The following is a 26,024-nucleotide window of genomic DNA, read 5'->3' on the forward strand; positions in this document are numbered from 1 at the left end:
GATGCCGGCGACTCGGTGCCAGCCGATCGCTACAAACTCAACCGCCCCCGCTCCTCCTCGGTCAAGCGCTGCCGGGTCTGTTCATCCAGGGGGCCGGCTCCCAGCACTTGCACCGGGCTGGCCGGGTCGTAGGCCCGTGGCGTGTCGCGACTGGCACCGTCGCGGGACGGGGCCAGTTGCTCGGAGCCGAAGCTCACCACCTGCACGGTGAACACCGACGCCTGGTTTTGTCGCGCCGCGTTCTGCTGCTGGCGCGCCACGTCTTCCGCCGCTTGTGTCGCCGAGGACGCCGCCGAACTGGCCGAGGTGATGGCCCCGGTGTTCACCGTGGCCGCCAGTGGCACACCGGAGGATTTGCCCTGGGTCTGGATGTTGGCCGCGTTCACCACGGTCAACGCCGCGATGTTGACGTTGCCCGACACCCGGATCCCCGCCTCGCCCGCATCGATGGTGCCCAAGGGCGCGATCAGGTCGATGTCGCCCGGCGCCACTTCGGCAATCGGGTTGAGCGTGGCGATACCGGCGCCGGTGCTCGGCACCGACGGCGACAGGGTCACGTTGCCCCAGCTGTCATACAAGCGCTTGGGCGGCGTGTAGACCACGGTGGTCTTCGAACCGCGACCGGCGTTGATATCGCCCTGGGCCGACCAGCCGAGAATCGAACCGCCAAAGGTGGTCATGATCCGGCTCTGCCCTAGTAGAATGCTGTTCTGCGCATACAACTGGATATCGCCCTCACCCTGGGTAATGACCCCGGCGGTGGACGGTGGTGCGTTGCCTTCGATGCCGAACGTTTGCCCGCCGCCCGGCGTGAGCATCTGGATGCCACCGCCGAAATCGGTGTGCACACCCGCCCCGCCGAACATCGTGATATCGCCCTTGTAGGTGATCGCGTTACCCGCCACATCCTTGCTTGGGAACAACAAGTCGATAGCCTCCCGCCCGCGCAGGTAGCTGCCCTGGCGCACGCCGCCCACTTCGTTGTACTCACGACCACCGGCCTTGAGCTCGGCGAAGTACACGTCGCGGGCAAACACCCGCTGCTGCTCGGCCGGTAGCGCCGCGAAGTAGCTGCGGGCCTGCTCGGTGTCGCCGCTGAAGCCAAAGCGTTCCTTGAGCCAATCCACCAGTTCCGCCTCGTAGGTCTTGGCGACTTTACCGTCCTGGTTCGCCAGGGGCACACCGGTCAGGGCCTGGTTGGCCGGGTCCAGGTACGCCTTGACGAAGCGCTGGTAATCCGCGCCGTTGAGTCCCGCGCCGGCTTGCAGCACCAGGCTTGCGCCGGGGCGCGAATCCCCCGGCACCACAGCGCCGATACTGTTGATGCTGACCTTGTCGTCCATCAGCAGATTGCGCCCGGCGGTGATCTCCAGCAGGCCGGGACCGGCGACGTTGAAGTTGCTGTAAAGGATGTCGCGCCCGGCCGAGACGATGGAGATGTCGGTGGAGTTGTTGTGGATGAAGAGGTTGCCGGTGCTGGTGTAGTTCCCTAAGTAGAAGTCGCTGGTCAGCGAGCCGCCCAGCGGTATACCGCTGCTTACAATGTCTCGTCCGGCCTTCATCCAAACGGCCCCCATACCTTCGAAGGAAATCTGTCCGAATCGGCCATCGTTCTCAGAGGTGTACCTCATCGCTCGTCCACTCGCGACTGCCAGCAAATCGCCTGTGAGCGCATAAAAGCGAGCAGGATCCGTGTTGCCGGCCCACTCGTTGGAGGCGCTGCTGGTATCGAAGGTAATCAACGGTAAAGTATCCGCGCTGGGAGGCACACGATTGGCATCAGCGGAGAGATTGCTGACCACTACACTGCCATTTACGAGCCCGGCAAAGGCTGGGCGCAACGGTGTCGCCAGGGCCGCAGACGATGCACCGGAACGACTGACCGACATATCGCCACCGTAGATGGAATCGCCGGCCATGAATTGCAACTCACTGTTGATGCCAGGAGCGAGCAGCAGGGCTGGACGATCGTTGCCGTTGTAGCCGGTTCCATCCCATACCGAGGATTGGCCATAATAAAGACTGCCATTGGCCGCCACAGCCCTCAGGATCGACGGGTAGACCACGGCTAAATCCGTGGCCGTCGCGCTAACGAAAGGCGTCAGGTTACCTCCCGACGACCACAAGTCGATCGCCGTGTTGGCGGTCCACAACGTAAACCAGCTGACACCCGATCCGTTGGTCGCACCACTTTTGAAGGGCGAAACGCTCATCATCGGCGCCCGGCCCGGGTCTGCTACGTCCATCACTACCAAGTCGCCCGAAGTGCTCAGATTGAACGTGGCATCGCCCGGCATCAGGGTCAGCCCGCCTGTTGGCAAGCTTCGCGTAGCTCTGAAAGAGTCATAAGCGCGTGTTTCTCCGGGAGACTGTACCGAAGCAACGTTGCCATAGCGCAGGTCGATTCGACCGATGGCACCGCTATCGATCTGCGCATGCCCCCGCAGGTTGATGACCGCGCCATTGAGATGCCCGTTCACGAACAGGCTCTCGGGATTCAAAGCACCACCCACACGCAGATCAAGATCACCACCACCGGTCAATTGCAGACTGCCATCAGCGCCCACACGCCCGGTGCTGCCCACGGCAAGAACCAGTCCTTGGCTGCGGCTGTTGCTGATCGGCACAAGACCACTCCCTGCCATTTGATCGAGCACCCCCGCATCGCCGGCCACCTGAACATTCAGGTTACCGCCGCCTAGAGTACCGAACCCCGTAAACCCGACCATCAAATCAGCCTTGCCGTCCTTCGCGGCGGTGTAACTGCCAAAATTGATCCACCAAGCGGTGGGTTGTGCCTGCGTGCCGGTTGCGACTGAGCCATTGCCCTGACGCCACAGCCAATTGCCGACGTTGACCGTATCGTAACCAACGTCTCCCCCATTGGGCCGCCCCCTATCCGTACTCGATACGTCCAGGCTATTACCGGTCAGATTGCCGCCAACCTTCAAGCTCAGGTTGCCGCCAAAGTCCGGGTACCAGGCACGATAAAGACTGTTGCTACCACCATCCACGAACTGCTCGTTTTCACCTAGTGCATCATTGAGCACCTTGCCCGCCGCCCCCAGCGCCTTGGGCTGATTGTACGGGTCGTTGGCATAAGTCTCGCTGGCTGAACTGCCGGCGGTGTAGACGCCGTACAGAGAATCCATTTTCAGATCGCCCGCCGACAGCAGCTCAAGGTCTGCCGCTCCGGTGCGGATCACACTCCAACGTTGGCTGCCTGCCTTGTATTCCGTTTGCCCAACAGCGGTGCAAAACGACGGGGTGTCGTCACACATTCCAGGATAGGCAAGGTTTTCGAAATCAATCGGTTGACCCACGAGGTCTGGAACCCCGAAGTTTTCCGCCCCTTCCTCCGTCCAGACAAAGCCGCTACTGGCCTTGCAAAACGACGGGGTATCCTCACACATCCCTGGATAGGCAACGTTCTCAAAATCAATGAATTTACCTGCCAGGCTCGGATCTCCGAAATTTTCCGCCCCCTCTTCGGTCCACACCAGCCCCCCCGCCCCGGCCTTGCCAAACATGCCGTAGTGACTATCAGCCAAATGAAGATCTCCACCCGCCAACACAGGCTGCACAACCCGGCTGTCCGCCGCCTGCGTATCGGCGCCGGCCACCAGGCGCAACGACCAGGACTGCGAACCCTCGGCCAGCATCGGCGCAATGGCCCAGTTGCTCCCCGCCACTTCCGGACGCAACTGCACCGACTCGACACCGGCCGGCAACTTGATGTCGGTACCTGAAGGAATTTTCGAACCCACACTCAGCGCCAGGGCCCCGCTGAGACGCAGCACATTGGTCAAGCCGTTGCTCGCGCCCGCAATGCCTGGCAAGGCAACGCCTTTTGGCCAGATCAGGCTGCGTATTGTTGCGCCGCTGCCCAGCAGGCTGCCTACCCCCAGCACCGTGCCCGTCTCCAGGGTCTGGGTCGAAGCCAACAAAGTGCCAGCGGCGAACAACAGATTACCCGAGGCGTCATGCACCGCCGCAGCCAGCACCGTGCCCGCCGGCAGCACCAGTGGCTGATCAAGCGTCGCCGCCACCGGCAGGCGTGTTCCCGCCGCCAGGGTCGCGCCCTTAAGGGGTACGTCGAAGTTGAGCACCGAGCCCGCTGGAAACGCCGTGCCATCCGCCAGGGTCACACCGGTACCGGGCACGACAATATCACCCGCCGCGAAATCAATGCCCGGCAACAGCACCCAGCCCTTGTCGTCGTTGGTCGCGGGCGGTTGGGCGAATCCGTCGGTGATGCTGCCATAGATGTTCAGGTCACCCCCGGCGCGCAGCGTCAGCGCACCCGACTCACCGGAGCCGTACACGGCGGTTTTACGAGTATGCGGATTCACACTGGCGTAGCGATAACCGGACAGGTCCAGGTCACCCCGCACCACCAGATCACCGTCGGCCGTCGCGCTGACGATCTCCACACCGGGCCGCAGGTGGAACGCATCGGCATATCGAGCATTGTTCAGACCGGCGAGTTTACGTTGCATCAAATCGCCGTTGGCCAGCGCCGCGTTGATGAAGGCAATACTGTCCTGGTGCTTGCCATCCAGGTACGCCTGGTCGATGACCTGATAAGGGCGTCCGCTGGCTGCCGGATCGCTGCCGTAGGCTGCGTCGTTGTACTGCCACATACCGTTGACCGCGATGGACCGGGCGCCCTGGATATCCAGGCTACCGCGTGCATCGATGGCAATGTCGCCCTGGGTCGGAATCGAGCCGGCACGCCGTGCATTGAGTTCCAGCGTGCCACGGGCACGACCATCGTGCTGCCCGGCAGGCGCTGCGGTGCCATGACGCAGATCGATGCGTGCACCGTCGGCCAGGGTCAGCACGCCGTTGCGGGAAGTCAGGTCAACGATGGCACGGTTCGGCGAATCGATGATCTTGCCGTAGCTGTCCACCCGCAGACGATTACCGTGGGCGTCAAGCACCGCGTTGCGGCCCAGGGTCAGGGAGCGCCCGGCCGCGAGCCGGATGCTGCCGACCCGCTCGCCGCTGGCGTCGACCTTGCCGTTGACCAGCAGGCTGCCATTGTCCAGGGACACGTCAATGGATGAGGCCTTGAGTTCGTTGCCGATCACCAGGTCGCCCTGCTTGAGCTGGAAGCTGCGGGAACCGAACAGCTGTCCGTCATTCAACCGTTGGTTCAAGGCCGCGAACTGCTCGCTGAGGTTACCGTTGCCGCCCAGGCGCTGGGCCTGGATCTCCACGCCACCGGCCAGGTACGGCATGGCTGTGCCGCCGGCGTCATATTCGCCGGTGCTGCTGCCGAGAATCCGCCCTTGCAAATCGACCACACCGGCCGCGCCGTCCAGGGCCACCGCACTGAGCCGGCCAGCCTGGTTGTTGCGCGCCGAAAGGTCGATGCTGGAACCAGCAGCCTGGCGGATGTTGCCGCTCTGGCTTTGCAGGATCACCTCGCCACCGGCGCTGTAGCGTGTCACATCGTTGAAGGTGACGGTGCGGCCCGCCACGTCGATCAGTGCCCCATCGGCCAGGGTCAGGTCATCCGTCGCGCTCAGGGTCAGCTTGCCGCTGGGCAGCATCACCGCGCTGGCAAGGTTCAGGCTCGCGCCTTTGATGGACAACTCGCCCCCAAGCTCGGAGACATTGCCCGGCTTGGCGCTTGTGCCCGCTACGTTGACCGCGCCGCCTGCGGTGATGCGGTTGACCGAGCCGGCTTCACCGGTCAGCAACGGGGTGAGGATATTCAGGTTGCCGCCGCTGTAGGCGTAGCCCGTTTTCGCGTCATAGGCCCCCTGGCGTTGATACACCGCCAGGCTGCCTTTGTGGTTGGCGGTCAGGCGTTCGCTGGCGCTAAGGTTGACGTTGGCGAAGCCCAGTGCAAGACGGTCCAGGGTAGTGATCGAGCTCGGTTGGGCGAAATCGCCATAGCCGAATTCGATGCGCTGGGCCTGGATGTCCAGGCGACCGGCACCGGTGCCGGCCCCGCCGGCAATCACCGAACCCGGCGCGCCAACGGCGCCGTTCCAGATCAGGTTGGCGGTGCGAATGGTCGCCACGTCGTTGACGCTGCCTGCGCCATAAATGGCCGGCGTGCTGAGCATCAGGTTGGCCAACCGCGACTTGCCCGTCGCCGGGTCATAGGTGTCGAGACTGACAGTGCCGTAGAAATTCAACGCCTCACGCGCCGACAGTTCCAGGGTTTCCAGGGCCGGGGCGCCGTATTCGGTGTCCCCGCGCAACAGGCGATCGAGTACCGTCTGGCTCAGGGTCAGACCGGCCGGCAAGACCTGACGCGCCGCTGCGTCGCTCAATGCCGGGGCGGTGCCGACGTTGATATTGCTCAGGGCCAGGGTCAGGTGACGGGTGCCGTAGCGCACCTTGTCGTCCAATTCCAGGCTCCCTCCGGTGGCGGCGACGATGCCGCCCTCGGAATGAATTCGGGTGACGCCGCTGCATGGCGTCAGGCTGCAGCCGCCGATGTTGATGGAGCCGCTGCTGCCCGATGAGGGTGCCAACACGTTGAGCAAGCCGTTAGAGGCGGCCAGCAAGTTCTGACCACTCACATTGAGGTCATAGATAAAACCGTCATGGGCATCGTAGGCAGCCGCGCCACGACCAATGGTATTGATGGCGGCGCCTTGTTCCATCGACACCTCGCTGCCGGCCAGCAGGAAAACCTCCGGTGCCGCCAACGTAGCGCCTTCACGCAAGATCACTCTGGACGAGGTTCTACCTCCACTGCTCGAGGGCGTGATGTAGTTTCCGCTCTGACCATAGAGCGTCAAGAACTGCCCGCCAATAACCTGACGCGATGCATTCAAGGCATTCAGGCTTTCGGCATTGAGGGTCACGCCCTCGAAGCCGGCCGTGGCCCCGCGCCCATCGGCAACGACCTCCAACGCCCCATTACCTCCAACCACCGTGACGGTACCGCCGTAGCCACCTTTCTGAGGCGCGAACTTGCCGATGCCTTTAAAGGAGAACGCCTGATCTCCCGCTCCTGGCGCGAGTTTCAACTTCAAAGTCTTGGCGTCCACCGGCAACAGGGCTCGTGGCACGCCCAGGCGTGCGGCATCGGCTACAGCGAACTGGGCGTAGCTGGTTTCGTTGTACTGCGAATAGCGACGCAGCACATCGCCCGAAGTCAGGATGACCTGGCTGGACAGACTGTTGCGCTGCCCGGTATTGACCACCGACAGCACCCCGGCGGTGGCCCAGGAGCCGTTGCGCATCTGCAACGCACCCGCCGTGGAACCCTGACCCGCCAGACCGTTGACCTCGACCCGGAACGCCCCCGGCAGCAAGGCATAGGTGGACGGCATCAGCGTATAGGTACCGGCGGCCAGCCCCGGTACACCGGCGCCAATGGTGATTTGTTGTCCGATCCTGGGGTCCACTGCGCCGCCCTCGGGCGCCTCTGGTGCGTATGCACTCTGGTTGCCCGGCACAATGGCGTAGACCGGGTTGCTGGACAGGCCCGGTAAAGTAAAGCCGCCGTTGGCACCGATTTGCACCAGCGGGTTGAAGCGCGCGTCGGTGGAGCCGCCACGGCCGGAAATGAAACCGGCACCCAGCAGATCACCGCCACCCGAAAGATCGAGTACCGAGCCTTCCTGGGCCGCAACAGACTTTCCGCCCAGAATCACACCAATATTCAGATCCCCGTTGCCATAGGAGATGGCCCCTTGCCCCAGAAGCACCACCTTCTTGCCCGCGTACTCATAACTCTGACCATCGACGGTACCGCCGTAAGGCATAACCAGACCGAGGCCACTGACTGAAGTGAGGCTGTTCGGCAGCAAGTCCACTTGGCTAGTGATGCTAGTGCCGTCGTTGGTGCCGACCTCAATCAACCCCAGCGGGGCCCGAACCACCCCCCCCTGCTCGATATTCGCACTGCCCAGTTGTAAGTGACCGAATGCCGAATAAGGTACCTGAGGCGTCACCTGGGTAGTCCGCCCGATGACCAAGCTGCGCGCCGGGTCGTAGGCAGAGGTGCCACTCAAGCTATACCCCGCCAATACCCGAGCCCCAACCCCGGTCGCCGGATACAGTTGCGCCGCTTGCAGGATCATGTCCGAAGGAGTCATTAATTGCGTGCTAAAGCCCGTAGGCAATCCTTCGCTGGAGAATCCCGCCAGGAAGCGCAAATCACCACGGCTGCTTAACTGGACCAGGTCGAACCCGGCGCGCTCCAACTCGACCGTGGTGCCATTGGCCTGTCTCAGCGTGCCTTTGCTGCTGAATCTCACATTGCCCTGTACATCCAACAAGTCGGCGTTGACGGAAAGCACCGCCTTGTTCGCAAGTGGCGATACGTCGCCTTCGATCAGCGGTCGGGTATAGGAATCCATATTCGGTAGACTGGCCGCCGGCCCCGCCAGCAGCAAATGAGCTGCATTAAGTTGAACACGGGTGTCGGCTGGCGCGGCTGTGCTCAACCCGAAGCTACGCGCATATAGGCTCAGGCTTTGGCCGAGGGACAACGACACGTCGCCACGGATACTAATAATGCCGTTACTCAGCAGAGACAGGCTGTCGAAGCCGCCCGCCTGGACCTGGTCCACACCCAAACGCCCATGACCATAGATCAACGAATCCGCCGAGGCCTTGGCGGTGTCGCTTAGCGGGCTCGCCTGGGCGGTTTGTCCCAGCACCAGTTCACGCACCTGCAAGACCCGGTCATTGACCGCGCTTTTCAGGTAATACGGTGTCTCCAGCGCCACCGACAAACTGCCCCCTGCGGCCCCCGTGCCACCGGAACGGGCGCTGAATTCGCCGTCCAGGTACAGACCATTGGCCGACGCCAGGGAAATACTGCCACCGTTGCTCGTCACCGATGTGCGTCCCTGGCCAGGAACATCCAGCATTGCCTGGCTGCCATCCGCTTGCAGGCGTGCCCCCTCGCGCATCACCACGAACAATTCCGGCGCCGAAGCCGATCCTTTCGCGACATCAATCTGACCACCAATGACAATCTCGCCGCCGTCATGCACCAGGCCATAGGTCTGGCCGCGCATGTCTTGGGCAGTCACGGCCTGACTGGAGACATCGATCAATGCTTGCTCGCCTAACCAGATGGAGCGTCCATGGCCTTGGGCATTGACCGGGTTGCGAACTGGGTTGCTGACGCTCAGTTCGGTGAGACTGACTCGTCCGCCCCAGGCGTTGAGGGTGCCGTTGACGGTCAGTTGACCGATGCTGCGCAAGTCGATGCCTTGTCCCGGATCGACGCTGATCACGCTTCCACGCCCGATGTTCAATACCGTGCTGGCCATGTCTGCCGCGCTGGAGTTCGCGGTACCGGCAGTGAGGCTCAGGCTCGCGCCGTGGCGCTGGGTGAGAACACCTTTGATCGCATCTTCCTGATACAGCTCCGGCGTCCAGCGCTGCAAGGCATCAGCCGGCTCTGCGTTGCTGCCGGTAGTCAACGCCTGCTCGCCGAAACGGTACACCGGCATCGTCACATCGACCCGGGTCCCATCGGCCACCGTCAGGCCTTCGTTGCCGGTGATGTCATAGGCCGAGAAACCCTTGTCGAAAAAGTCGCCGTCCAGTTGCAACGTTCCCGGTTCCAGTGGCGAGCCACTGTTGCCGATCAGCACTTTGTTGGCCGCCAGCTTCAAGGTCCCGCCACCGCTCACCCCGGTGCCGCGCAGTTCACCGTCCAGGTTCAAGGCGCCGTTACCGGACGACGCGCCGGTACTGGCGGTCAGGGTCAAGTCACCGCCCTTGCCACCGCGGGTCTTGCCATCGGCCATGACCGCAGCACCGGAGCTGACGTCGATCAGGCTGCCCTGGCGCACATCGATATCGCCACTGCTGCGCACAGACACCGTACCGCCATTGATGAACGGCAGACCTTCACGGTCGTTGCCGTCGAGCAGCAAATTGCTCCACCGCCCAGCGGTGTTCAACGTCACGCCTTCGCCCAACGTGACCGCTGCACGCTGACCGGTGGCAGGCGAAAGCACGACGTCTACCATCTGGAAATTATCGGTTCTGACCTGTTTAAGCACGTTACCCAGGGCAATGCGACCGCTGCGGGCCGTCAGGTCGGCGTTCACTTCCACCTGCGGCGCGTAAAGCGTGATATCACCGCCATCGGCCACGTTGAGCGCGCCGTCGACTTTGATGCCTTGCGCCGCTGCCACCTTGACCGCGCCGAGTTGGAAGCCATTGAGCAGCTCATTGTCCAGCACCAACTTGCCTTGCCGATCAGTGCCGACCACCGAGGTCAGGTCAAGGCCCGCAGCAATCTTGTCGTTGACCTCGCCGACGGTGACCTGATCGAAGGTAGGGTTCAGGCCACTGTTGATCACACCGCTGGCCTTGTCGTAGATCGGCGTGTAACTGCCCACCAGCAACTGAGCCCGCCGGGCCACGGCGTTTTGCGATTGCTGGTAACCGTCGAGGTTGAGGTTCGGTGCCTGGTTCTGGCGTTCGCCCTGGTAGACCTCGCCGACGATCTGGCCTTCCAGCACCGCGTTGCGGGTCGACACCACCAGCTTGCCGGCATCGCGGCCAACGGTGTAGCCGGCCTCAAAGCGCTCGCGGGGGGCGATCAGTGGGTTGTAGTAGTAATCGGTCTGGCCCCAGCGTTGGCTGTGGTCTTCGTAACCCTTGTAGATGCCGCTGTAGAGGATGTCCCCCGGCGCCTTGGACAATTCATACAAGCGCCCATTGGGGCCCCTGAGCCAGGACTGGCGCAGGTAGCCGCTCTGCACATCCAGGGTACCGCCGGACAGGTTCAACTGCGCCGCCTGCTGGGTCACCACGTCGTTGCCGGTGAACGTCAGCGTGCCACCTTGGGCGGCCCATTCACCCATGCTGTGGCCCCGTGTGCCCAGGTAGCCGCCGACTTCCAGCAGCCCACCCGCCGTGTACCAACGGTCGGTGGCATAACCGTTGGTGCCCGCCGGCACGTAGATCAAATCACGCACGTCCACCCAGACATCGTTGTTGGTCAACTTGCCGCCCTCGCGGTTGACCGGTGCGTCACGCTGTTCGTTGCCCTGTACGTTGACCTTGATGGAGTTGGACTCCATCGCCACCTTGACGCCGATGGCGCCGGACACGTCGATCACCGCACCATCGCGCACCAGGCTGCGACCGGCGGCGCTGACCGCGACCTGACCGCCGGTGGCCAGGGTGATGGAGCCGTTCTGGAAGTCGACGCTGCCGCCACTGACGATCTCGACCCGCGACTGGTCGGTGCGGTCGACCACGCTGCTGAGGTTGTTGAACCGACCGGTGATCAGGTTGTTCGGCGTACCGTCCAGGCCGGCGGGCCCGGCATTGTATTGGCTGTCCAGGGCACTGCCGCCGCCGGCGTCAAGCAGCACCGCCGTGGCACTGCCCTGCCCCAGGGTGACGCTGCCGCTGCTGTCGCTGAAGGCGTTGAGCAAGTGCACGGTGCCGCGGGTGTCCACCGAACTGCTCGCCACCGCCACGCCATTCTGCTGCACATTGTGCCCGGTGAGGGTGATGTCGCCGGTGCTGGCCTGGATCAGGCCGCTGTTGATCACCGTGCCGGCGCTGCTGCCCGGCTTGAGGGACGTCGCGACCTCGTTGCCACGGGTGGTGGAACGCGGGTTACCGCTGGTGCCCTGACCCCGGCGAATATAAAAACTGTCGCCCGCTGCCAGGGTGGTCTGGCCCTTGGCGGTGATGATGGAACCGGCGTTCTCCACTTCCGAGCCCAGCAGCAAGGCATAGCCGCCCCCGGCGGTGGAGGTGGCGGCGCGGTGGGTCTCGATCCGCGCACCGCGCTGCACTTCGATCTTGCCGGCGGCGTCAGTGAAGGTCGGCTGGGTGCCAGTGGCATCGACGTACAAGCCGCGCTGGCTGAACTGCTCGTCGCTGACGTTGGCCGCCACCGCCGCCAGGTTGCGCACGTTGACCTGGCTGCTGCCGCTGAAAATGATGCCGTTGCGGTTGACCAGCATCACCGTGCCGTTGCCCTTGATCTGGCCCTGGATCTGGCTCGGTCGCGCTTGAGGGTCGTTGACCCGGTTGAGCACGGCCCAGTCCGACTGCTGCTGGAAATCCACTGTGGTATTGCGGCCGACGTTGAAGGTTTCCCAGTTGAGAATCGCCTTGTCGGCGGTCTGCTCGATCTTCACCGTGGTCTTGCCGCCGACCTGGGTCTGCTGCGGTCCCTTGGCGTTGAGCCAGCCCTGGGTCAGGCTGTTATCGACCTTGAGCCCGCCCTCGCCCAAACCGTCGGGCACGGTCTGCACCTGCCCGAATGCGGCTTGCCGCCCCGCAGCCTGGGCCGCCTGCTGGGCCGCGATGGCGGCCACGGTGTTGTTGAGGTTGGTCAGCGAACGCTGCAACTGCGCATTGGCCCGTTGCTGTTGCGCCAGGGGTGGCGGCATGCCTGGCTGCGCGGTCGTAGGTCGCCCCGCGCCACCGGCCTGAGACGCGCCCTTGGCGGCAAACCAGGCCGAACTGAACGCCGTCGCCGCGTGGGCATTGCCGGCCACCATCAGCAGGGCAATGGCCTGGGCCAGCGGCTTGAGCCGCAACATCGACAACTCGCCATCGCGACGGGGGGCATTCAGGTTCGTCTGGGGTTTGCAGCGCAGCATCCTACTCATCCTTTCGGGTTCGCTCTAAGGGGTCACAACGCCGTGCTGTCAGGCTGCCAGCGTTGGTTATAGGGGATAGGCGGTTACAACCGCTCGGGACCGAACGGTTGTCATGAAAATTTCATGTGGCTGTGTTGGCGCCGGTATTACGCAAAAATCAGCAACGGCTTGCGCCGTTGCTGATCGGGTGTTGCGGGTCGCTCAAGCGTAGGCTTACAACGGACGACCGACGCCATTACAGACGTTGGTGTTGCCGATGCTCAGAGCGTTAGAGGCGGTCAGGAAGCTGCCGCGGATCGCGGACTTCCAGGCGCCTGGCAGCGGCACGAAACGGTTGGCGGTGATAGCCGCGTCGTTGCTGCTGGCAGCAGTGGCGTTGTAATGGCGAGTGAAGAAGTCACGCACTTGCGTGGTTTGGGTGGCATCGGCGTAGCACTGGCTGAAGATCACGTTAGTGAAGCCCAGGATCGGGTAGCCGGTGGTTGGGTAAGCCACAACGCTTGGATCGCTAGGGTTGGTGGTTGCAGCGAATACCGGTACCCAGGCGTTCGGGTTAGCGCGGTTGGCGGCAGCAGGCACGGTGACAGCTGCGATTGCGGCCGACACGTTGGCCGGGGCTGGGGAAACACCGGCAACGCGAGCGACCTTGGTGGCGTCGTCCAGGCCGGCCAAGGTGGTGGCGGCGTAATCCGGGCTCATGTAGGTGATGCGACCTTGGGCAGCATTCACCGCATCCATCACAGCTTGGCTACCAGTGGCGGCTACGGCGCCGGCTGGCAGACCAAGGCTATAGCTGGAGGCGAAGTTGGTGGTGATGGCGAAAGTGCCGGGCACAGCGGGTACAGCTGTAGGGCACTTGGCGTTCAGAAAGCGGGTGAACAGTTCGGTAGTACCGCTGCTCTCAGCACGATAAGTCACAGTGATCGGGCCGGAACGGCCGGAACCGGTGATTTGGTTCCAGTCAGTCAGCGTGCCGGCGAATACGCCGCACAGCTGAGCGACGCTGAGGTCAACGTTGGCGGTGCCGGTCTTGTTGAAAGGAATGGCAACCGAAGTGGCGACCGAAGGCACCTGGATCAATGGGCCCCAGGCGGTGCCGTGGTTGGTGACGTAGGCGTTCAACTCAGCCTGGGTGAGCTTCGAATCGCTGCCCGCCCAGTGCACGTTCTTGCTGGTGTCACCAGGCACGAAACGGGTGTAATCGTTGTTCAGGAAAGCGGCCTTGCCAGCACCGCTGCCCACGCCAATGTAAGGGGCGAAACCGGCAGTCAGGACGCCGGAAGTCTGGTACAGCGGCTGAGGCAAGGTCGCGCCACCACCGTTGACATCAGCCATAGCGGCCTGAGCGGCGCAGAGGCCGGCGAGGGTCAGGGATACCGCGAGAACGTTGCGCTTAAACATGAAGAATCTCCTTTCATCGTGTTCGTACGTAGGTTGGGTGACGCGTGCTTGCCGTCATGGCGCTCGGTCCTGTGCCGATGGCGATGGGGTGAGGCCATGGGTTAGAAACTCGCAGTTTCCGGTGACAGATAAAGGAAAAAACCTCGGGAGCTGGAGGCTGTTTTTTTGGGTTTTTCCTCGGGTGTTCGAGGGCTCTGGGTTGGGGTTTCAGACAGGTTTTGTGACAGTGTTGCGCAGGGTGGGCGTGGAGATGGCGGCGGGTGGTTGTCTGACGATGGAAGATGACAGAACGAGGAACCCGAGTTTGGCGTTGGCGAGGGTCGGGAGGTGTCTCAAGCGTTGAAAAAATTTCCGCTCGATCAGCTTTTTTTGTGGCGAGGGGATTTATCCCCGCTGGGCTGCGCAGCAGTCCTAAAAGCCAAACAACTCGGTGTGTCAGATAGATTGAGTTGGCTGTATGGGGGGCTGCTGCGCAGCCCAACGGGGATAAATCCCCTCGCCACAAAATCAATGTTCACCACGGATTGCGTGCACTTATTGAACCAACTGATTGATCTCGATAATCGGCAACAACACCGCCATGACGATCACCAGCACCACACCGCCCATGACCACGATCATCAGCGGCTCCAACAGCGCAGTCATGCCCATGGCCCGGCGTTCGATGTCGCGGGACAGGGTTTGTGCAGCGCGTTCGAGCATTGGCGGCAGGCAGCCGGTTTTTTCGCCGCTGGCGATCAGGTGGATCAGCACCGGCGGGAAGACTTTCTCCACCCGCAACGCCGCCGCCAGGTTGACCCCTTCGCGGACCTTGGCCGTGGCATCGCTGACGCTCAGGCTCAGGCGGTCGTTGGACAGGGTCTGGCGCGCCGCCTCCAGGGCTCGCAGCAAGGGCACGCCGGCGCCGCCGAGAATCGCCAGGGTCGAGGCAAAACGCGCGGTGTTGAGGCCCAGCACGAAGCGCCCGATCAGCGGCAGGCGCAGGATGCGACTGTGCCAGTTCAACCGCGCTTGCGGGTTGCGCAAATACAGCCGCCAACCCCAGAACCCACCGGCCAGAATGCCAAAACACAACCAGCCCCAGGCGCGGATGAAATCGCTGGCGGTCAGCATCGCCACGGTCAACCCAGGCAGGTCCTGGCGGGCCTGGGAGAATGCGCTGACCACTTGGGGCACCACGTAGCTGAGCAGGAAAATCACGATGGCAATCGACACCAGCCCCACCACGCCCGGATAGATGAACGCCGTAAGGATCTTGCCCCGCAGGTTGTTGCGCTCCTCGATGTAGTCCGCCAGCCGCTCCATCACCTGGGCGAGGTCGCCGGACTCTTCACCGGCGGCGATCAGTGCCCGGTAGATGTCCGGAAAGTCCCGGGGTCGCGCCGCCAGGGCTTCGGCCAGGCGCATGCCGCTGCGCACATCGGCGCGCACTGCGCTGAGGGTCTGGGCGATGTGTTTGCGCTCAGCCTGTTCCACCGTGGCGCTCAACGCGGCCTCCAATGGCAGGCTGGCTCCCAGCAGGCTCGCCAGTTGCCGGGTGGCCCAGGCCAGGTCGTTGTCCGAGAGTTTGGCGCTGAACAGGCCGCCGCCATGGGCTTGCGTTGTATTGCGTTCGACCTGCACCTGCAACGCCGTCAGCCCGCGACTGCGCAGCAGGTTGAAGGCGCCACTCTGGCTGTCGGCTTCCAGGTGCCCGACCTCGATCTTGCCGGTGGCGTCGGCGGCCTCAAAACGGTAGCGATTCATCAGGCGTCCCGTGTCACGCGCAGGATTTCTTCAGGGGCGGTGGCGCCACTGCGCACCCAGCGTTCACCGTCCTCGCGCATGCTGAACATGCCGGCCTGGCGGGCGGCCGCACGCAGCGCCTGCTCCCCTGCCCCCTGGTGGATAAGCGTGCGGATATCATCGTCGATGCAGAACAATTCATGGATGCCGGTGCGACCGCTGTAACCGGTCTGGTTACAGCTCGGACAGCCCACCGGGCGCCAGGTGCCGGGGGTTGCCGGATCAGCTTGTTTGCACTGCGGGCAGAGTCTGCGCACCAGGCGCTGGGCGAGTACGCCGAGCATCGACGAGGCCAGCAGGAACGGCTCGACGCCCATGTCAATCAAGCGGTTGATGGCCGACACAGAGTCGTTGGTGTGCAGCGTCGCCAACACCAGGTGACCGGTGAGGGACGCTTGCACGGCAATTTGTGCGGTTTCCAGGTCGCGGATTTCGCCGATCATGATGATGTCCGGGTCCTGGCGCAGAATCGCTCGCAGGGCCAGGGCGAAGGTCATGTCGATCTTGGCGTTGACCTGAATCTGGCTGATGCCCGGCAGGTCGTATTCCACCGGATCTTCCACCGTGAGAATGTTGTGTACGCTGGCGTCGAGCCGAGCCAGGGCGGCGTAGAGGCTGGTGGTCTTGCCGCTGCCGGTGGGGCCGGTGACCAGCACGATGCCGTGGGGTTGGCGGATCAGGTGATCGAGTTTGCCCAGTACGTCCGGGTCCATGCCCAGGGTTTCCAGTTGCAGGCGCCCGGCCTGTTTATCCAGCAGGCGCATCACCACTCGTTCGCCATGGCCGGTGGGCACCGTCGAAACCCGGATGTCAATCGGGCGCCCGGCCACACGCAGGGCAATGCGGCCGTCCTGGGGCAGGCGTTTTTCGGCGATGTCGAGCTGGGCCATGATCTTGATCCGCGACACCAGCGCGCCATGCAGGGCCTTGCGTGGCGAGACCACGTCACGCAAGGTGCCGTCGACCCGGTAGCGCACCACCGAATGGCTTTCGTAAGGCTCGATGTGGATGTCGCTGGCCTCATCCCGCGCGGCCTGGGTCAGCAAGGCGTTGATCATGCGGATCACCGGCGCGCCGTCCTGGGTGTCCAGCAGGTCGGTGATCTCGGGAATGTCCTGCATCAGTCGGTCGAGGTCCACCTCATTCTCTGCCGCGCCCACCACGGCGGCGGCGCTGCCGGTGTCGGCGTAGGCCGTGTTGAGCAACCCGTCGAGTTCCTCGTCACGCACCCGCTCCAGCCGCACCTCGCCGAACTGGCGGCGCACTTCACTGATGGACCAGCCTGGCGTGGAGGGACACACCATCAACACCGCGCCTTCATCCGACTCACGCAGCACCAGGCGTTGGGCCTTGGCCCAGGCGTATGGGAGGGTGTTCATGCTGACACCTCAGGTCCATAAGATGCATCCGCACCTTGTGGGAGCGAGCCTGCTCGCGATAGCAGTGTGTCAGCTTGCATGGATATTGACCGGGTCGCCGTCATCGCGAGCAGGCTCGCTCCCACAGGGCTGGTGTTCATCAGCGAGTGCCTCCTTCAACCGGAACCGCCTTGATCACCGCCCTGGGCGTTTGCAGCCCGGCGGGGGTGGCCGGCGGAATGGCCTTGGCCGAGGCCGGCAGTTGCGGGGCTTGCATGTCCGGCATCGCCCAGCTGCGCTCCGGTTGCAGCAGGCCCTGGGCGCGACGCATGAAGTCGTAGCGGTTGAGGGTGATGCCGCGCCCCGCCGCCGTGTCGCGGATGATGTAGGGGCGCAGGAACACCATCAGGTTGGTCTTGGTGATCTGCCGCCGCTCGTTGCGAAACAGCGCACCAATACCGGGGATGGTCGACAGCCACGGCACCGCGTCGTTGCTCTGGCTGTAGCCGTCCTGCAACAACCCGCCAAGGACCATGATCTGCCCGTCGTCCAGCAGGATGCTGGTGTCGATGGCACGCTTGTTGGTGACAATCCCGCTGGCGCTCGAAGCGCGGTTGTCGACGCTGCTGACCTCTTGATATATGTCGAGCTTGACCGTCCCGCCTTCGGAAATCTGCGGGCGGACGTTGAGCTTCAGCCCCACCTCTTCACGGGTCACGGTCTGGAACGGGTTGTTGCTGGTGCCACCGCCGCCGGTGACGTAACTGCCGCTGACAAACGGAATGGTCTGGCCGACGAAAATGCTCGCCGCTTCGTTGTCCAGGGTCAGCAGGTTCGGCGTCGACAACACGTTGGTGCCGCCCTTGCTCTTCAACGCCCGGGCCAGGACCTTGAGGTCGAGGATCTTGCCGATGCCGGGAATGTCCACCGTGCCGTTGACCAGGCCCAGGTTCAAGCCCTGGGGCAACACGTCGATGCTGGTCTTGCCGTTGAGGTTGAGCCCGGTGCCACCGAGGTTGACGCCACCGATCACGCCGCTGCCGCCCAGGTTACCGGTCTGCCATTGCACGCCGAACTCGCTGGCATCGTCCTCGCCGACCTCGACGATCAGGCTCTCGATCACCACTTGGGCGCGACGCTGGTCGAGCAGGTCGATAACTTCCCGCAGGTTGCGGTACAGCGGGTCCGGCGCGGAAATCAGCAGGGTATTGGTGGTGGCGTCGGCCTGGATGGTCACGCCGCCGGCACTGAAGGCGGTGCTCTGATCGTCCTGCGGCGAAGCCGAGCTTTGTCCGCTACTGCCTTGGGCATAACCATTGCCAGAGGTCGAAGCGCTACCGCCCGTGGTCCCGCTGGTGCTGGCGCCATCGCCGCTGCTCTGGCCGTTGGTGCTGGCGCCCATGCTGCTGAGCACCGAGCGCGAGTTATCACTGCCCTCGCCTTCGCTTTCCCCGGTGAGCAAGCCGCGCAGGGATTGGGCCAGTTTGCCGGCCTGGGCATTGCGCAGGTACACCACATGCAGGTTGCTCGGGTTGTTCTGGGCATTGTCGAGCTTGTAGATCAGGTTACGCGCCAGTTCGGTGCGCTCGGGGCTGCCGGCGCGGATGATGATGGCGTTGGAGCGCGGGTCGCCGATCACGTTGATCTTCTGGGTCTGGTCTCCGCCCTGGGTTTCCAGCAACTCGGAGACCATCTGCGCGATGTCCACGGCGATGCCGTTGTGTATCGGCACCACATCGGTGTCGATGGCGCTGGGGGTATCGATGCCTTCGATGAGCTGCGCCACCCGCGACAGGTTCTCGGCGTAATCGGTGATGACGATGGTGTTGTTGCCGGGGTAGGCATTGATCGGGTTGTTCGGCGACACGATCGGGCGTAACACCGGGATCAGGTTCACCGCGTTTTCGTATTGCAGGCGAAAGGTGCGGGTCAACATGCCGTTGCCGGCCGGTCTGTCGGCGCTGTAGATCGGCCCGCCCAGCAACTTGGCGTCGGCCTCAGGCACCACCTGGGCCACGCCACCGACGTCCACCACGCTAAAGCCCTGCATGCGCAGCGCGGCCAGCAGCATGTCATAGGCCTGGTGCGCCGGCACCTGACCTTCGGACACCAGCGTCAGGTTGCCCTTGACCCGAGGGTCCACCAGAAACTGTTGGCCGGTGGAACGGGACAAGGCCCGCACCACCGCCTGAATGTCGGCCTCGACAAAGTTCAGGGTCACCGGTTGGTCACCCAGCGGGCTGCGTGCAGGCGTACTGCTGCGGGGCTCGCGGGCACGGGCGGTGAGATCGACCGAGTGCCGCACCGGCGGTTTCTGTTCACGCAAGGTCTGGGCCCGCTGACGGTCCAGCAGCGCATCGCCGCTGCGCTGAGTACTGCCCAGCGGAATGCCCAGTTCACTGTCCACCAGCAACGGTGGCTGCGACGTTGGCGGTGTGCTGTTGCAGGCGCTCAATGCCAGCAACAGAAACGGCACGCTCTTGCGCCAATGACGCGGGTATCGGGACCCCTTCATGAAGCTTCCTTAGCGCCTTGCGCCTGATCCATGCGAACGGTTCCGGACAGGGTGCCGGCGGTGTTTTCAGTGTTTTCGATGTTGTCGGCGTTGTCGGTGTTGGCCGGGGCCGTGCGCCGCAAACGGGCTTCAAGCACTTGCAAGGAAAATTGCCGTGGACTGCTCAACAACCAGCCCATCACCTCATCGGCCGGCGCGTCGTTGAAAGTGAGTTGCCAAGCCGCGTCCACGGCCTGCAACTGGTAGTGCTCGCTCAAGCCGCCGACATCCAGGGCCTGGCGCAGAGCCGCTTCCAGAGGCTGGCCTGACGCCGGGCCGCCGACGTCCCGCAAGAGCACTTCGAGGGCCTGGGTCTGCGCGCGCAACTTCGGCGTTTCGACCTGCCAATACGCAAGGGTTTGGAGCGGTGGCTGGATCAACAGCAACCAGACCAGCAGCCCGCCGAGTACCAGCGCCGCCAGGGACACGGCGCGTTGCTCGCGCACCGCCAGGCCCTGCCAGGACGTCCGGCCACGCGCGCGCAGGGTTTGCCACTGCGCCCATAGCCGTGCTGGGAATTGCTTATTCATCGTCGGCTTCCGGGGGGTGTTCGGAGGTGTCCTGCGCGCCCTGTCCGGGCACAGCAGCACGCAAGGTCCAGCCCTGGTCATTGGCCGCAACGTCGATGCCGGCCTCGGTCAGGGGGATTTTCCAGTCGTCTGCGGCGGATGCTTTTTGTGCCTCGGCCACGAGCGTCAGGCGTAACTCATCGTTTTCAAACACCAGTTCCTGCACGTTGCCGCTCATGAACGGCATGGCGCTGCCCGCCTGTTGCACCAGGCTGGCGAAGCGTTGCGCCGGGTCCGCCGCTGTGCCGCTTTGGCGCGCGGCGATTTGCTGTCGGGCTTGTTGCAAGGGGTTGAGAATCACCGGCAGTTCGGGAAACGCCTGCTTTACCCGCTGGCTCATCTGCGCCTTGAGTCGTTGGCCCTGGGTGGCCTCACGGGTGGCGTAGAGATTGAGGCCGACCACCCACACCGCCAGCGCCACCGCGCAAAGCGTCGCCGCCCTGCCCCAACCGCCACGCTCGGCCGGGCCATGCGTCAGGCCAGCATGCAAGCCCCAGCCCGGCGCGGCACCAGTCCAGCGCTGGGGGGCGGGCAAGGTTTTGATCGAAACCTGCGGCGGCGAATCGCCCACCCACTGCAGCCCGGCCCCTGCCTCCAGTAACCATTCATCCAACGCCTCGTCCAGCAGCGGCTGCACCACCGCGTGCTGCACGCTGTAACGCACCAGCAGGTGGCCGTCGTCGACGCAGGCCACCGGCCCGGACAACACTGGCAGGGCGTAGGCCGCCGGGTACAGCCCGTGCAGGTGCAGGCCGGCCTGGCGCAGCATCCGGCCCAGGGCATCGAGTGACTCTCGGTCGAGCCAGGCAATGTGCACCTGCCCGTCGGCACCGCGCGCGCTGTGAGCCACCTGCATGCGCTCGCTGGCACCGAGCATCAGCGCCTGGGCGGCGCAGTTCACCGCGGCGGTGATTTTCGCTGCCGGCAACTGCGGCAGTTCCAGACTGGTGAGCAAGCTGTCGCGCGGATGGAGAAAACATTCGACCCGCTGCTTCTTTGCACCCTGGCCGAGGTCCCGGAGGTTGCTGTGCCCCTGGTCGCGGACCTGGCCCTGGCGATCGAGCCAGGCGAATGCCACCGGGCTGTCGAGGCTCAAGCTGCCCAGTGGCATCAACGCTATGCGCAAGCGAGTCATACGCCCACCCGTGACCAGATCACCTGAGGCATCCGGTCCTGGCTGCGTTGCAGCAAAGCATCCAGCACGACCCGCCGCTGCCCACTGCGCGCCTGCCCCCGCAGGCGGAACCAGTCGCTGGTGATGCCGACCTTGACGGAGGCCATTTCCAGCTCAGGCATGCGCAGGCGATTGACGAAATCCCCACGGTTGATAAACCAGTGGCCGCCGTCTCGCTCAGCGATCAGCGCCTGGGCCCGCTGCAACGATAACCCCGGCACGTAAGCAGCCAGCACCGGGGCGCTGGCGGTGTTGCCGTTGAGCCAGGTATTGGCCGGCAGAATCGTCACATAAGGCGCCAGCGTTTCCAGCACCTGCGGGGTGACACCCTTGATGCTGCGCAAATCCTGCAACGTGCGCAGCATGGGGCGTGTCGGCGCCAACGGCGTACCGGGAGCATCCGGCGAGGTGCTGCGACCGCTGTCGAACGCAGTGCTCACCGCTGCCTTGTCCGCCAACTCTGGGTTCAACAGCCGTGGGTACGCGGCAATCACCCGCGCGACGATGCGCGCACGTACCGTCGCGGCGATACCCAGTTGCTCGCACAACCGTTCGAAGGTGCGCACCTGTTCCTGATCCACACGTTCATTGGCGACCAGATTGCGCAGGTTGAATTTGCCTTGCTCATCTTCCAGTCGCCCTTCGAAGGGGATGTCAGCCAGGCTGGAACCGGCCATCACGAAAGGGTTGGCCCAAGCCTGACCGAAGCGCGTGAGCGGGTCGCGCTGCCGCGCATCCCACAACAATTGGCGGCTCAATTGCAGGCCGCCCTGCAACCGCGCCGTGCCCTGGATACGCAACTGCTCGGCCTCCAGGCTGCGGGTAAACAGGGTTTGGCGGGTGAGCATGCCCCCGGCGATGACCGCCACCACGGCGGCGATCAGCAAGGCACTGATGACCGCCATGCCCCGCTGCTTCGCCGCGAAGGGCGAATCCGTTCGCATCACGGCCCTTATAACTGCCAGGAGCCGATGTCGGCATTTACACCATCGCCGTCAGGCTGGCCGTCGGCCCCCAGGGAAAAGATATCGACTTCACCATTGGCGCCCGGGTTGAGGTAGTTGTAGGGACGGCCCCATGGATCGTTGGGCAGGCGCTCCAGGTAGGAACGCCATGTGCTGTTTTTTGCGTCAGCGGGCCGTTCCACCAGCACCTTGAGCCCCTGGTTCATACTCGGGTAGCTGCCGTGGTCCAGGCGATAGAGTTTCAACGCCTGCATCAAACCGCCAATGTCCTGTTTCGCCGCCGTCGCCCGAGCCTGGTCCGGCCGGTCGAGGACCTTGGGCACCACCATCGCCGCCAGAATGCCAAGAATGACCACCACAACCATGATTTCGATCAGGGTGAAACCCTGCTGCCCGCGTGGGCCTTGGGGACGGGCGTTGTAACGGGCGATCTGCATCTCGACGGTCCTTCGCTGGATTCAATTCGTGGCGCAGTGTTGCAAGAAAATATGTCAGTGATATTGAAAATGCTCAGGAGCTTACGTCGTCAATCGGTCAACAATGGCGGTTAAGCTCGGGGGCTGCCTCCGCCCATAGAGCTCGCGCGATGCCACGTCACGCCCCACAAGCCGGCTTCACCCTGATCGAAGTGCTGGTCGCCCTGGCGATCATCGCCGTGGCCATGTCGGCGGCGGTGCGCGTGGCTGCGGTGATGACCCAAAGCAATGGGCTGTTGCGAGACAAGTCCATCGCACTGCTGGCGGCCCGCAGCCAACTGGCGCAACTGCACTTGGAGGGGCGTTTTGTGCAGGGTTCAAAAGTCATCGAATGCGATCAGGGACGGTTGCTGCTGCGTTGCGAACAGAACCTGCGCCCGGCGGAAAATGGCCGCATGTTGCGGGTTGAACTGACCGTGTCGGATCGCAGCCACGAAGCACCGCCATTGGCGCGGTTGGAGACGTTGGTCAGCCGGGAAAAATAGCGGCTATACACGGTCCCTTTTGTCGAGGGAGCTTGTTCCCTCGCCGCAAGGGTTCGTCGTGATCTCAAGGACGGGTGAGTGAGGGTAAAGCCACCGAATCCGGCAATCGGGCCAAGGCCAGCCGCGTTTGCTGATTGCCCCGCTCGATCACCACCGCTTGCGCCTCGATCGACACCAGCCGCACCCCATGAGCCACCCGCTCTCCAGCCAGGAAGCTACGAGGTGGGCCGTCGTTGAGACTGAGGATCGCCACAGCCCCGCGAGCGCCGGCCAGCACACCGCTGACCTTGATATCCACCGGCGCCGGCTGGTTGGAGAACCATTGCCGTGCAGGGTTATCGGAACGCTCGGCCAACCGTTGCGGGGCAACATCCGGCGTGCGGGATTCAGCCGATGTCAGTAGCAGCGAAGACCAGGTCGCCACCCCGGCCAATGCCGCCAACAGACCGAGTGCCTGGAGGAGTTGCGCCGGGGAAACTCGGTCGATGAACACCATGGTCTGGTTCTCCTTTTTTATCCAGCCTCCAGCGTACGCCTCGATTCTCTCCGTTTTATTTCACATCCTTATCATCTTCACCGTGCAGGATGAATACCGACGCAAAGGAGCGCGCATGAACCTTGGCAAGCAACGCGGTTTCACCCTGATCGAATTGATGGTGGTGCTGGTGATCATCGGCATCGCCAGTGCCGCCGTGGGCCTGAGCATCAAACCCGACCCGCTGAAGTTGCTGCGCCAGGATGCCGAGCGGCTGGCGCAACTGCTACAGCTCGCCCAAACCGAAGCCCGCGTCGATGGCCGGCCGATTAGCTGGCGCTGGGATGCCAAGGGATTCGGTTTCAGCCGTCGGCAGGATCAAGGGCCAGGGCTGGATCGCTTCAAGGATGATCCACAATTGCACCCGCGGCGGTGGCAGAGCCCGTCCATGGAAGTTCATGTGGAACCTAGGCAGCGGGTCGTGTTGAGCGCCGAGTGGATCGGCGCCCCGCTGAACATTCGTTTGTCGGACGGCCAGAGCAGCATAAACGTCCAGCGCAGCGCCGCTGGCCGGGTGCAGATTCAATGAACGACCGGGAGACGGGCTTCACCCTGCTTGAAGTCATGGTGGCGATTCTGCTGATGGCGGTGGTCAGCCTGATTGCCTGGCGCGGACTGGACAGCGTCACCCGGGCCGACAGCCATTTGCAGGCCAGCACCGAACAGACCGAAGCCTTGCTGCGAGTGTTGAATCAGCTGGAACGCGACGTAGCATTACGCGCCAGCATCGAGTTGAGCGAACCGTCAAACCCTGGAGTCGATGACCAGCCCTGGACCGCACCACCCGCCCTCACCGTGCGCAGCACCGAAGGTCGGGGGTTTCGCCTGGATGTGATCCGGGTGGCCGCCGCTCAAGAAGGCACGCTGCAAAGGGTGCGCTGGTGGCTCGAGGGAGACACGCTTTACCGAGCCCAAGGCCAGGCCCGCAGCCGCTACCCATTGCCGGCACCCGGCGCGGGCGTAGCGGTGCTCAGCGAAGTCAGCAACGCAGGGCTGCGTTACTGGGACAGGGAAAAAGGTTGGCGCAAGCTCAGCGGCAATCGCCAGGAAAACCCGCTGGGCATCGAAATCAGCCTGACACGGCAGACGCCACAAGGCGTGGAAAAGTATCGACAGGTGCTGGGGCCGCTGGAGTGAGGGCAAACCCAGTGTGGCCGCGAGCCGGCTCGCGATGAGGCTCATCCGGATAGCGCTGAACTCAGCTCAGCACCACCACCCCGCCCGGCAACTCGGTGCATTTGGCGCCATAGGCATCGCGGATCAACAGCGCCACGCCAGCCAGTTGATCAAGACGGAACCGCGCCTGGACCTTGCGCTGGCCCAATTCGCGATTGAGTAACAGCAACATGCCGGGGCGATAGCGGTTGATTTCGTCGATGACGCTGGCCAGGGTCGCGTCGTTGAACACCAGCACCTGCTCGCGCCAGGCAGTGGCCGCCGACACATCTGCGTTCTTTGGAGTGCCCACCCGGCCGCTGTCGTAGGTCAGTTGCATGCCCGACTCCAGGTGAAAACTCTGGCCGCGCACCTGGACCTGCACCAGACCTTCCAGGCAGGTCGCGCAGACACTCTGGTCGATGTAGCGGATATTGAATCGAGCCCGAGCGGCGCTGATCAAGCCGGCGCCGGCCTGGACGCTGACCGTTGAAGCACTGCTCCCCAACACTTCAACTTCACCGCCGAGCAACACCAATCCTTCCCCTCCTTCGGCCGACTGACGGCGGCTGAGGCGGGTTTGGGTATTCAGCTCAAGACTGACACCCTTGGCCAGTTCCACCCGGCGCTGTTCGCCAACCTCGGTGACGTAGTCGGCAGCGAGTCCGGAAACCCCACCGGGCACCGTGGCGCGGATCAACAGAAAACCTGCCGACGCCGCGATCGCGCCGCCGAGCAACGCCCGTCGTCCGAAATGTCGCGGCGCCTGCAACGCCTCGGCGGCCGGTTGCAGCCCGTGCCACAGAGTCTTGGCTTGCTCGAACGCCTGAGCGTGTTCCGGACTTTGCCCGCACCATTGGCGCAGGGCTCGGGCATCGGCCACGGTGGCACGGCCCGAGGTCAGCAGGATCAACCAGTCTTGGGCCTCGCTGGCCAGTCGGGCCTGAGGCGTGGCATCAGGGGAAGCAATGCTGAAGATGTTCAAGCGCACACAC

At 63.7% G+C, this 26,024-nt stretch carries 14 protein-coding genes; 3 read left to right on the forward strand and 11 right to left on the reverse strand.

Annotated elements, in window-relative coordinates; all coding sequences use genetic code 11:
- Positions 1 to 29: 29 nt before the first annotated feature.
- The 9 genes from HQ912_RS16720 to gspG all read right to left on the reverse strand — a co-directional run bounded on the left by HQ912_RS16720 (position 30) and on the right by gspG (position 22,815).
- Positions 30 to 12,572 carry a filamentous hemagglutinin family protein gene (locus tag HQ912_RS16720; RefSeq protein WP_173407051.1) on the reverse strand — a complete coding sequence of 4,181 codons (12,543 nt, stop codon included), beginning with the start codon at positions 12,570 to 12,572 and terminating at the stop codon, positions 30 to 32.
- Positions 12,573 to 12,785: 213 nt separating this feature from the next.
- Positions 12,786 to 13,973, reverse strand: coding sequence for a substrate-binding domain-containing protein (locus tag HQ912_RS16725; RefSeq protein ID WP_107321674.1), 1,188 nt, complete (start codon positions 13,971 to 13,973; stop codon positions 12,786 to 12,788).
- A 534-nt stretch (positions 13,974 to 14,507) separates the two neighbouring features.
- Positions 14,508 to 15,719 (reverse strand): type II secretion system inner membrane protein GspF, encoded by a 1,212-nt coding sequence (gene gspF, locus HQ912_RS16730; protein WP_047228939.1) that lies wholly within the window; start codon positions 15,717 to 15,719, stop codon positions 14,508 to 14,510.
- The gene (gspE, locus tag HQ912_RS16735) at positions 15,719 to 17,137 is read right to left on the reverse strand and encodes a type II secretion system ATPase GspE (RefSeq protein WP_047228938.1); all 1,419 of its coding nucleotides are present in this window, start codon (positions 17,135 to 17,137) and stop codon (positions 15,719 to 15,721) included. The genes gspF and gspE overlap by 1 nt, the downstream gene beginning before the upstream one ends.
- A gap of 139 nt (positions 17,138 to 17,276) precedes the next feature.
- Positions 17,277 to 19,631: a type II secretion system secretin GspD gene (gene gspD / locus HQ912_RS16740; RefSeq protein WP_173407052.1), complete on the reverse strand. Its 2,355-nt coding sequence runs from the start codon at positions 19,629 to 19,631 to the stop codon at positions 17,277 to 17,279.
- The gene (gspM, locus tag HQ912_RS16745; RefSeq protein ID WP_173407053.1) at positions 19,628 to 20,200 is read right to left on the reverse strand and encodes a type II secretion system protein GspM; all 573 of its coding nucleotides are present in this window, start codon (positions 20,198 to 20,200) and stop codon (positions 19,628 to 19,630) included. Before gspM ends, gspD begins: the two co-directional genes overlap by 4 nt.
- Positions 20,193 to 21,374, reverse strand: coding sequence for a type II secretion system protein GspL (gene gspL, locus HQ912_RS16750; protein WP_173407054.1), 1,182 nt, complete (start codon positions 21,372 to 21,374; stop codon positions 20,193 to 20,195). Before gspL ends, gspM begins: the two co-directional genes overlap by 8 nt.
- Complete coding sequence (gene gspK / locus HQ912_RS16755; RefSeq protein ID WP_107321670.1) at positions 21,371 to 22,357, reverse strand: type II secretion system minor pseudopilin GspK; 987 nt, start codon at positions 22,355 to 22,357, stop codon at positions 21,371 to 21,373. The genes gspL and gspK overlap by 4 nt, the downstream gene beginning before the upstream one ends.
- 8 nt (positions 22,358 to 22,365) lie before the next feature.
- Entirely contained in the window at positions 22,366 to 22,815 is a 450-nt protein-coding gene (gene gspG, locus HQ912_RS16760; protein ID WP_107321669.1) for a type II secretion system major pseudopilin GspG, read from the reverse strand.
- Positions 22,816 to 22,964: 149 nt separating this feature from the next.
- On the opposite strand from gspG, the gene gspI reads away from it, so the two are divergent.
- A complete protein-coding gene (gene gspI / locus HQ912_RS16765) occupies positions 22,965 to 23,339 on the forward strand; it encodes a type II secretion system minor pseudopilin GspI (RefSeq protein WP_047228932.1) in 375 nt (124 codons plus the stop codon).
- Between the two features lie 64 nt (positions 23,340 to 23,403).
- Here the strand turns inward: gspI and HQ912_RS16770 are convergent, their stop codons facing one another.
- Entirely contained in the window at positions 23,404 to 23,835 is a 432-nt protein-coding gene (locus tag HQ912_RS16770; protein WP_047228931.1) for a type II secretion system protein N, read from the reverse strand.
- A 115-nt stretch (positions 23,836 to 23,950) separates the two neighbouring features.
- Here HQ912_RS16770 and gspH point away from each other — a divergent pair, with 115 nt between their 5' ends.
- Both gspH and HQ912_RS16780 read left to right on the forward strand, forming a co-directional pair.
- Positions 23,951 to 24,403: a type II secretion system minor pseudopilin GspH gene (gene gspH, locus HQ912_RS16775; protein ID WP_047228930.1), complete on the forward strand. Its 453-nt coding sequence runs from the start codon at positions 23,951 to 23,953 to the stop codon at positions 24,401 to 24,403.
- Positions 24,400 to 25,011: a type II secretion system protein GspJ gene (locus HQ912_RS16780; RefSeq protein WP_047228929.1), complete on the forward strand. Its 612-nt coding sequence runs from the start codon at positions 24,400 to 24,402 to the stop codon at positions 25,009 to 25,011. Before gspH ends, HQ912_RS16780 begins: the two co-directional genes overlap by 4 nt.
- Before the next feature lie 61 nt (positions 25,012 to 25,072).
- Here HQ912_RS16780 and HQ912_RS16785 read toward each other — a convergent pair whose 3' ends face one another.
- Positions 25,073 to 26,014 (reverse strand): DUF4880 domain-containing protein, encoded by a 942-nt coding sequence (locus tag HQ912_RS16785; RefSeq protein WP_173407547.1) that lies wholly within the window; start codon positions 26,012 to 26,014, stop codon positions 25,073 to 25,075.
- Positions 26,015 to 26,024: the final 10 nt, after the last annotated feature.

It is taken from the genome of Pseudomonas sp. MPDS (assembly GCF_013283895.1).
Classification (GTDB): Bacteria; Pseudomonadota; Gammaproteobacteria; order Pseudomonadales; family Pseudomonadaceae; genus Aquipseudomonas; species Aquipseudomonas rhizophila.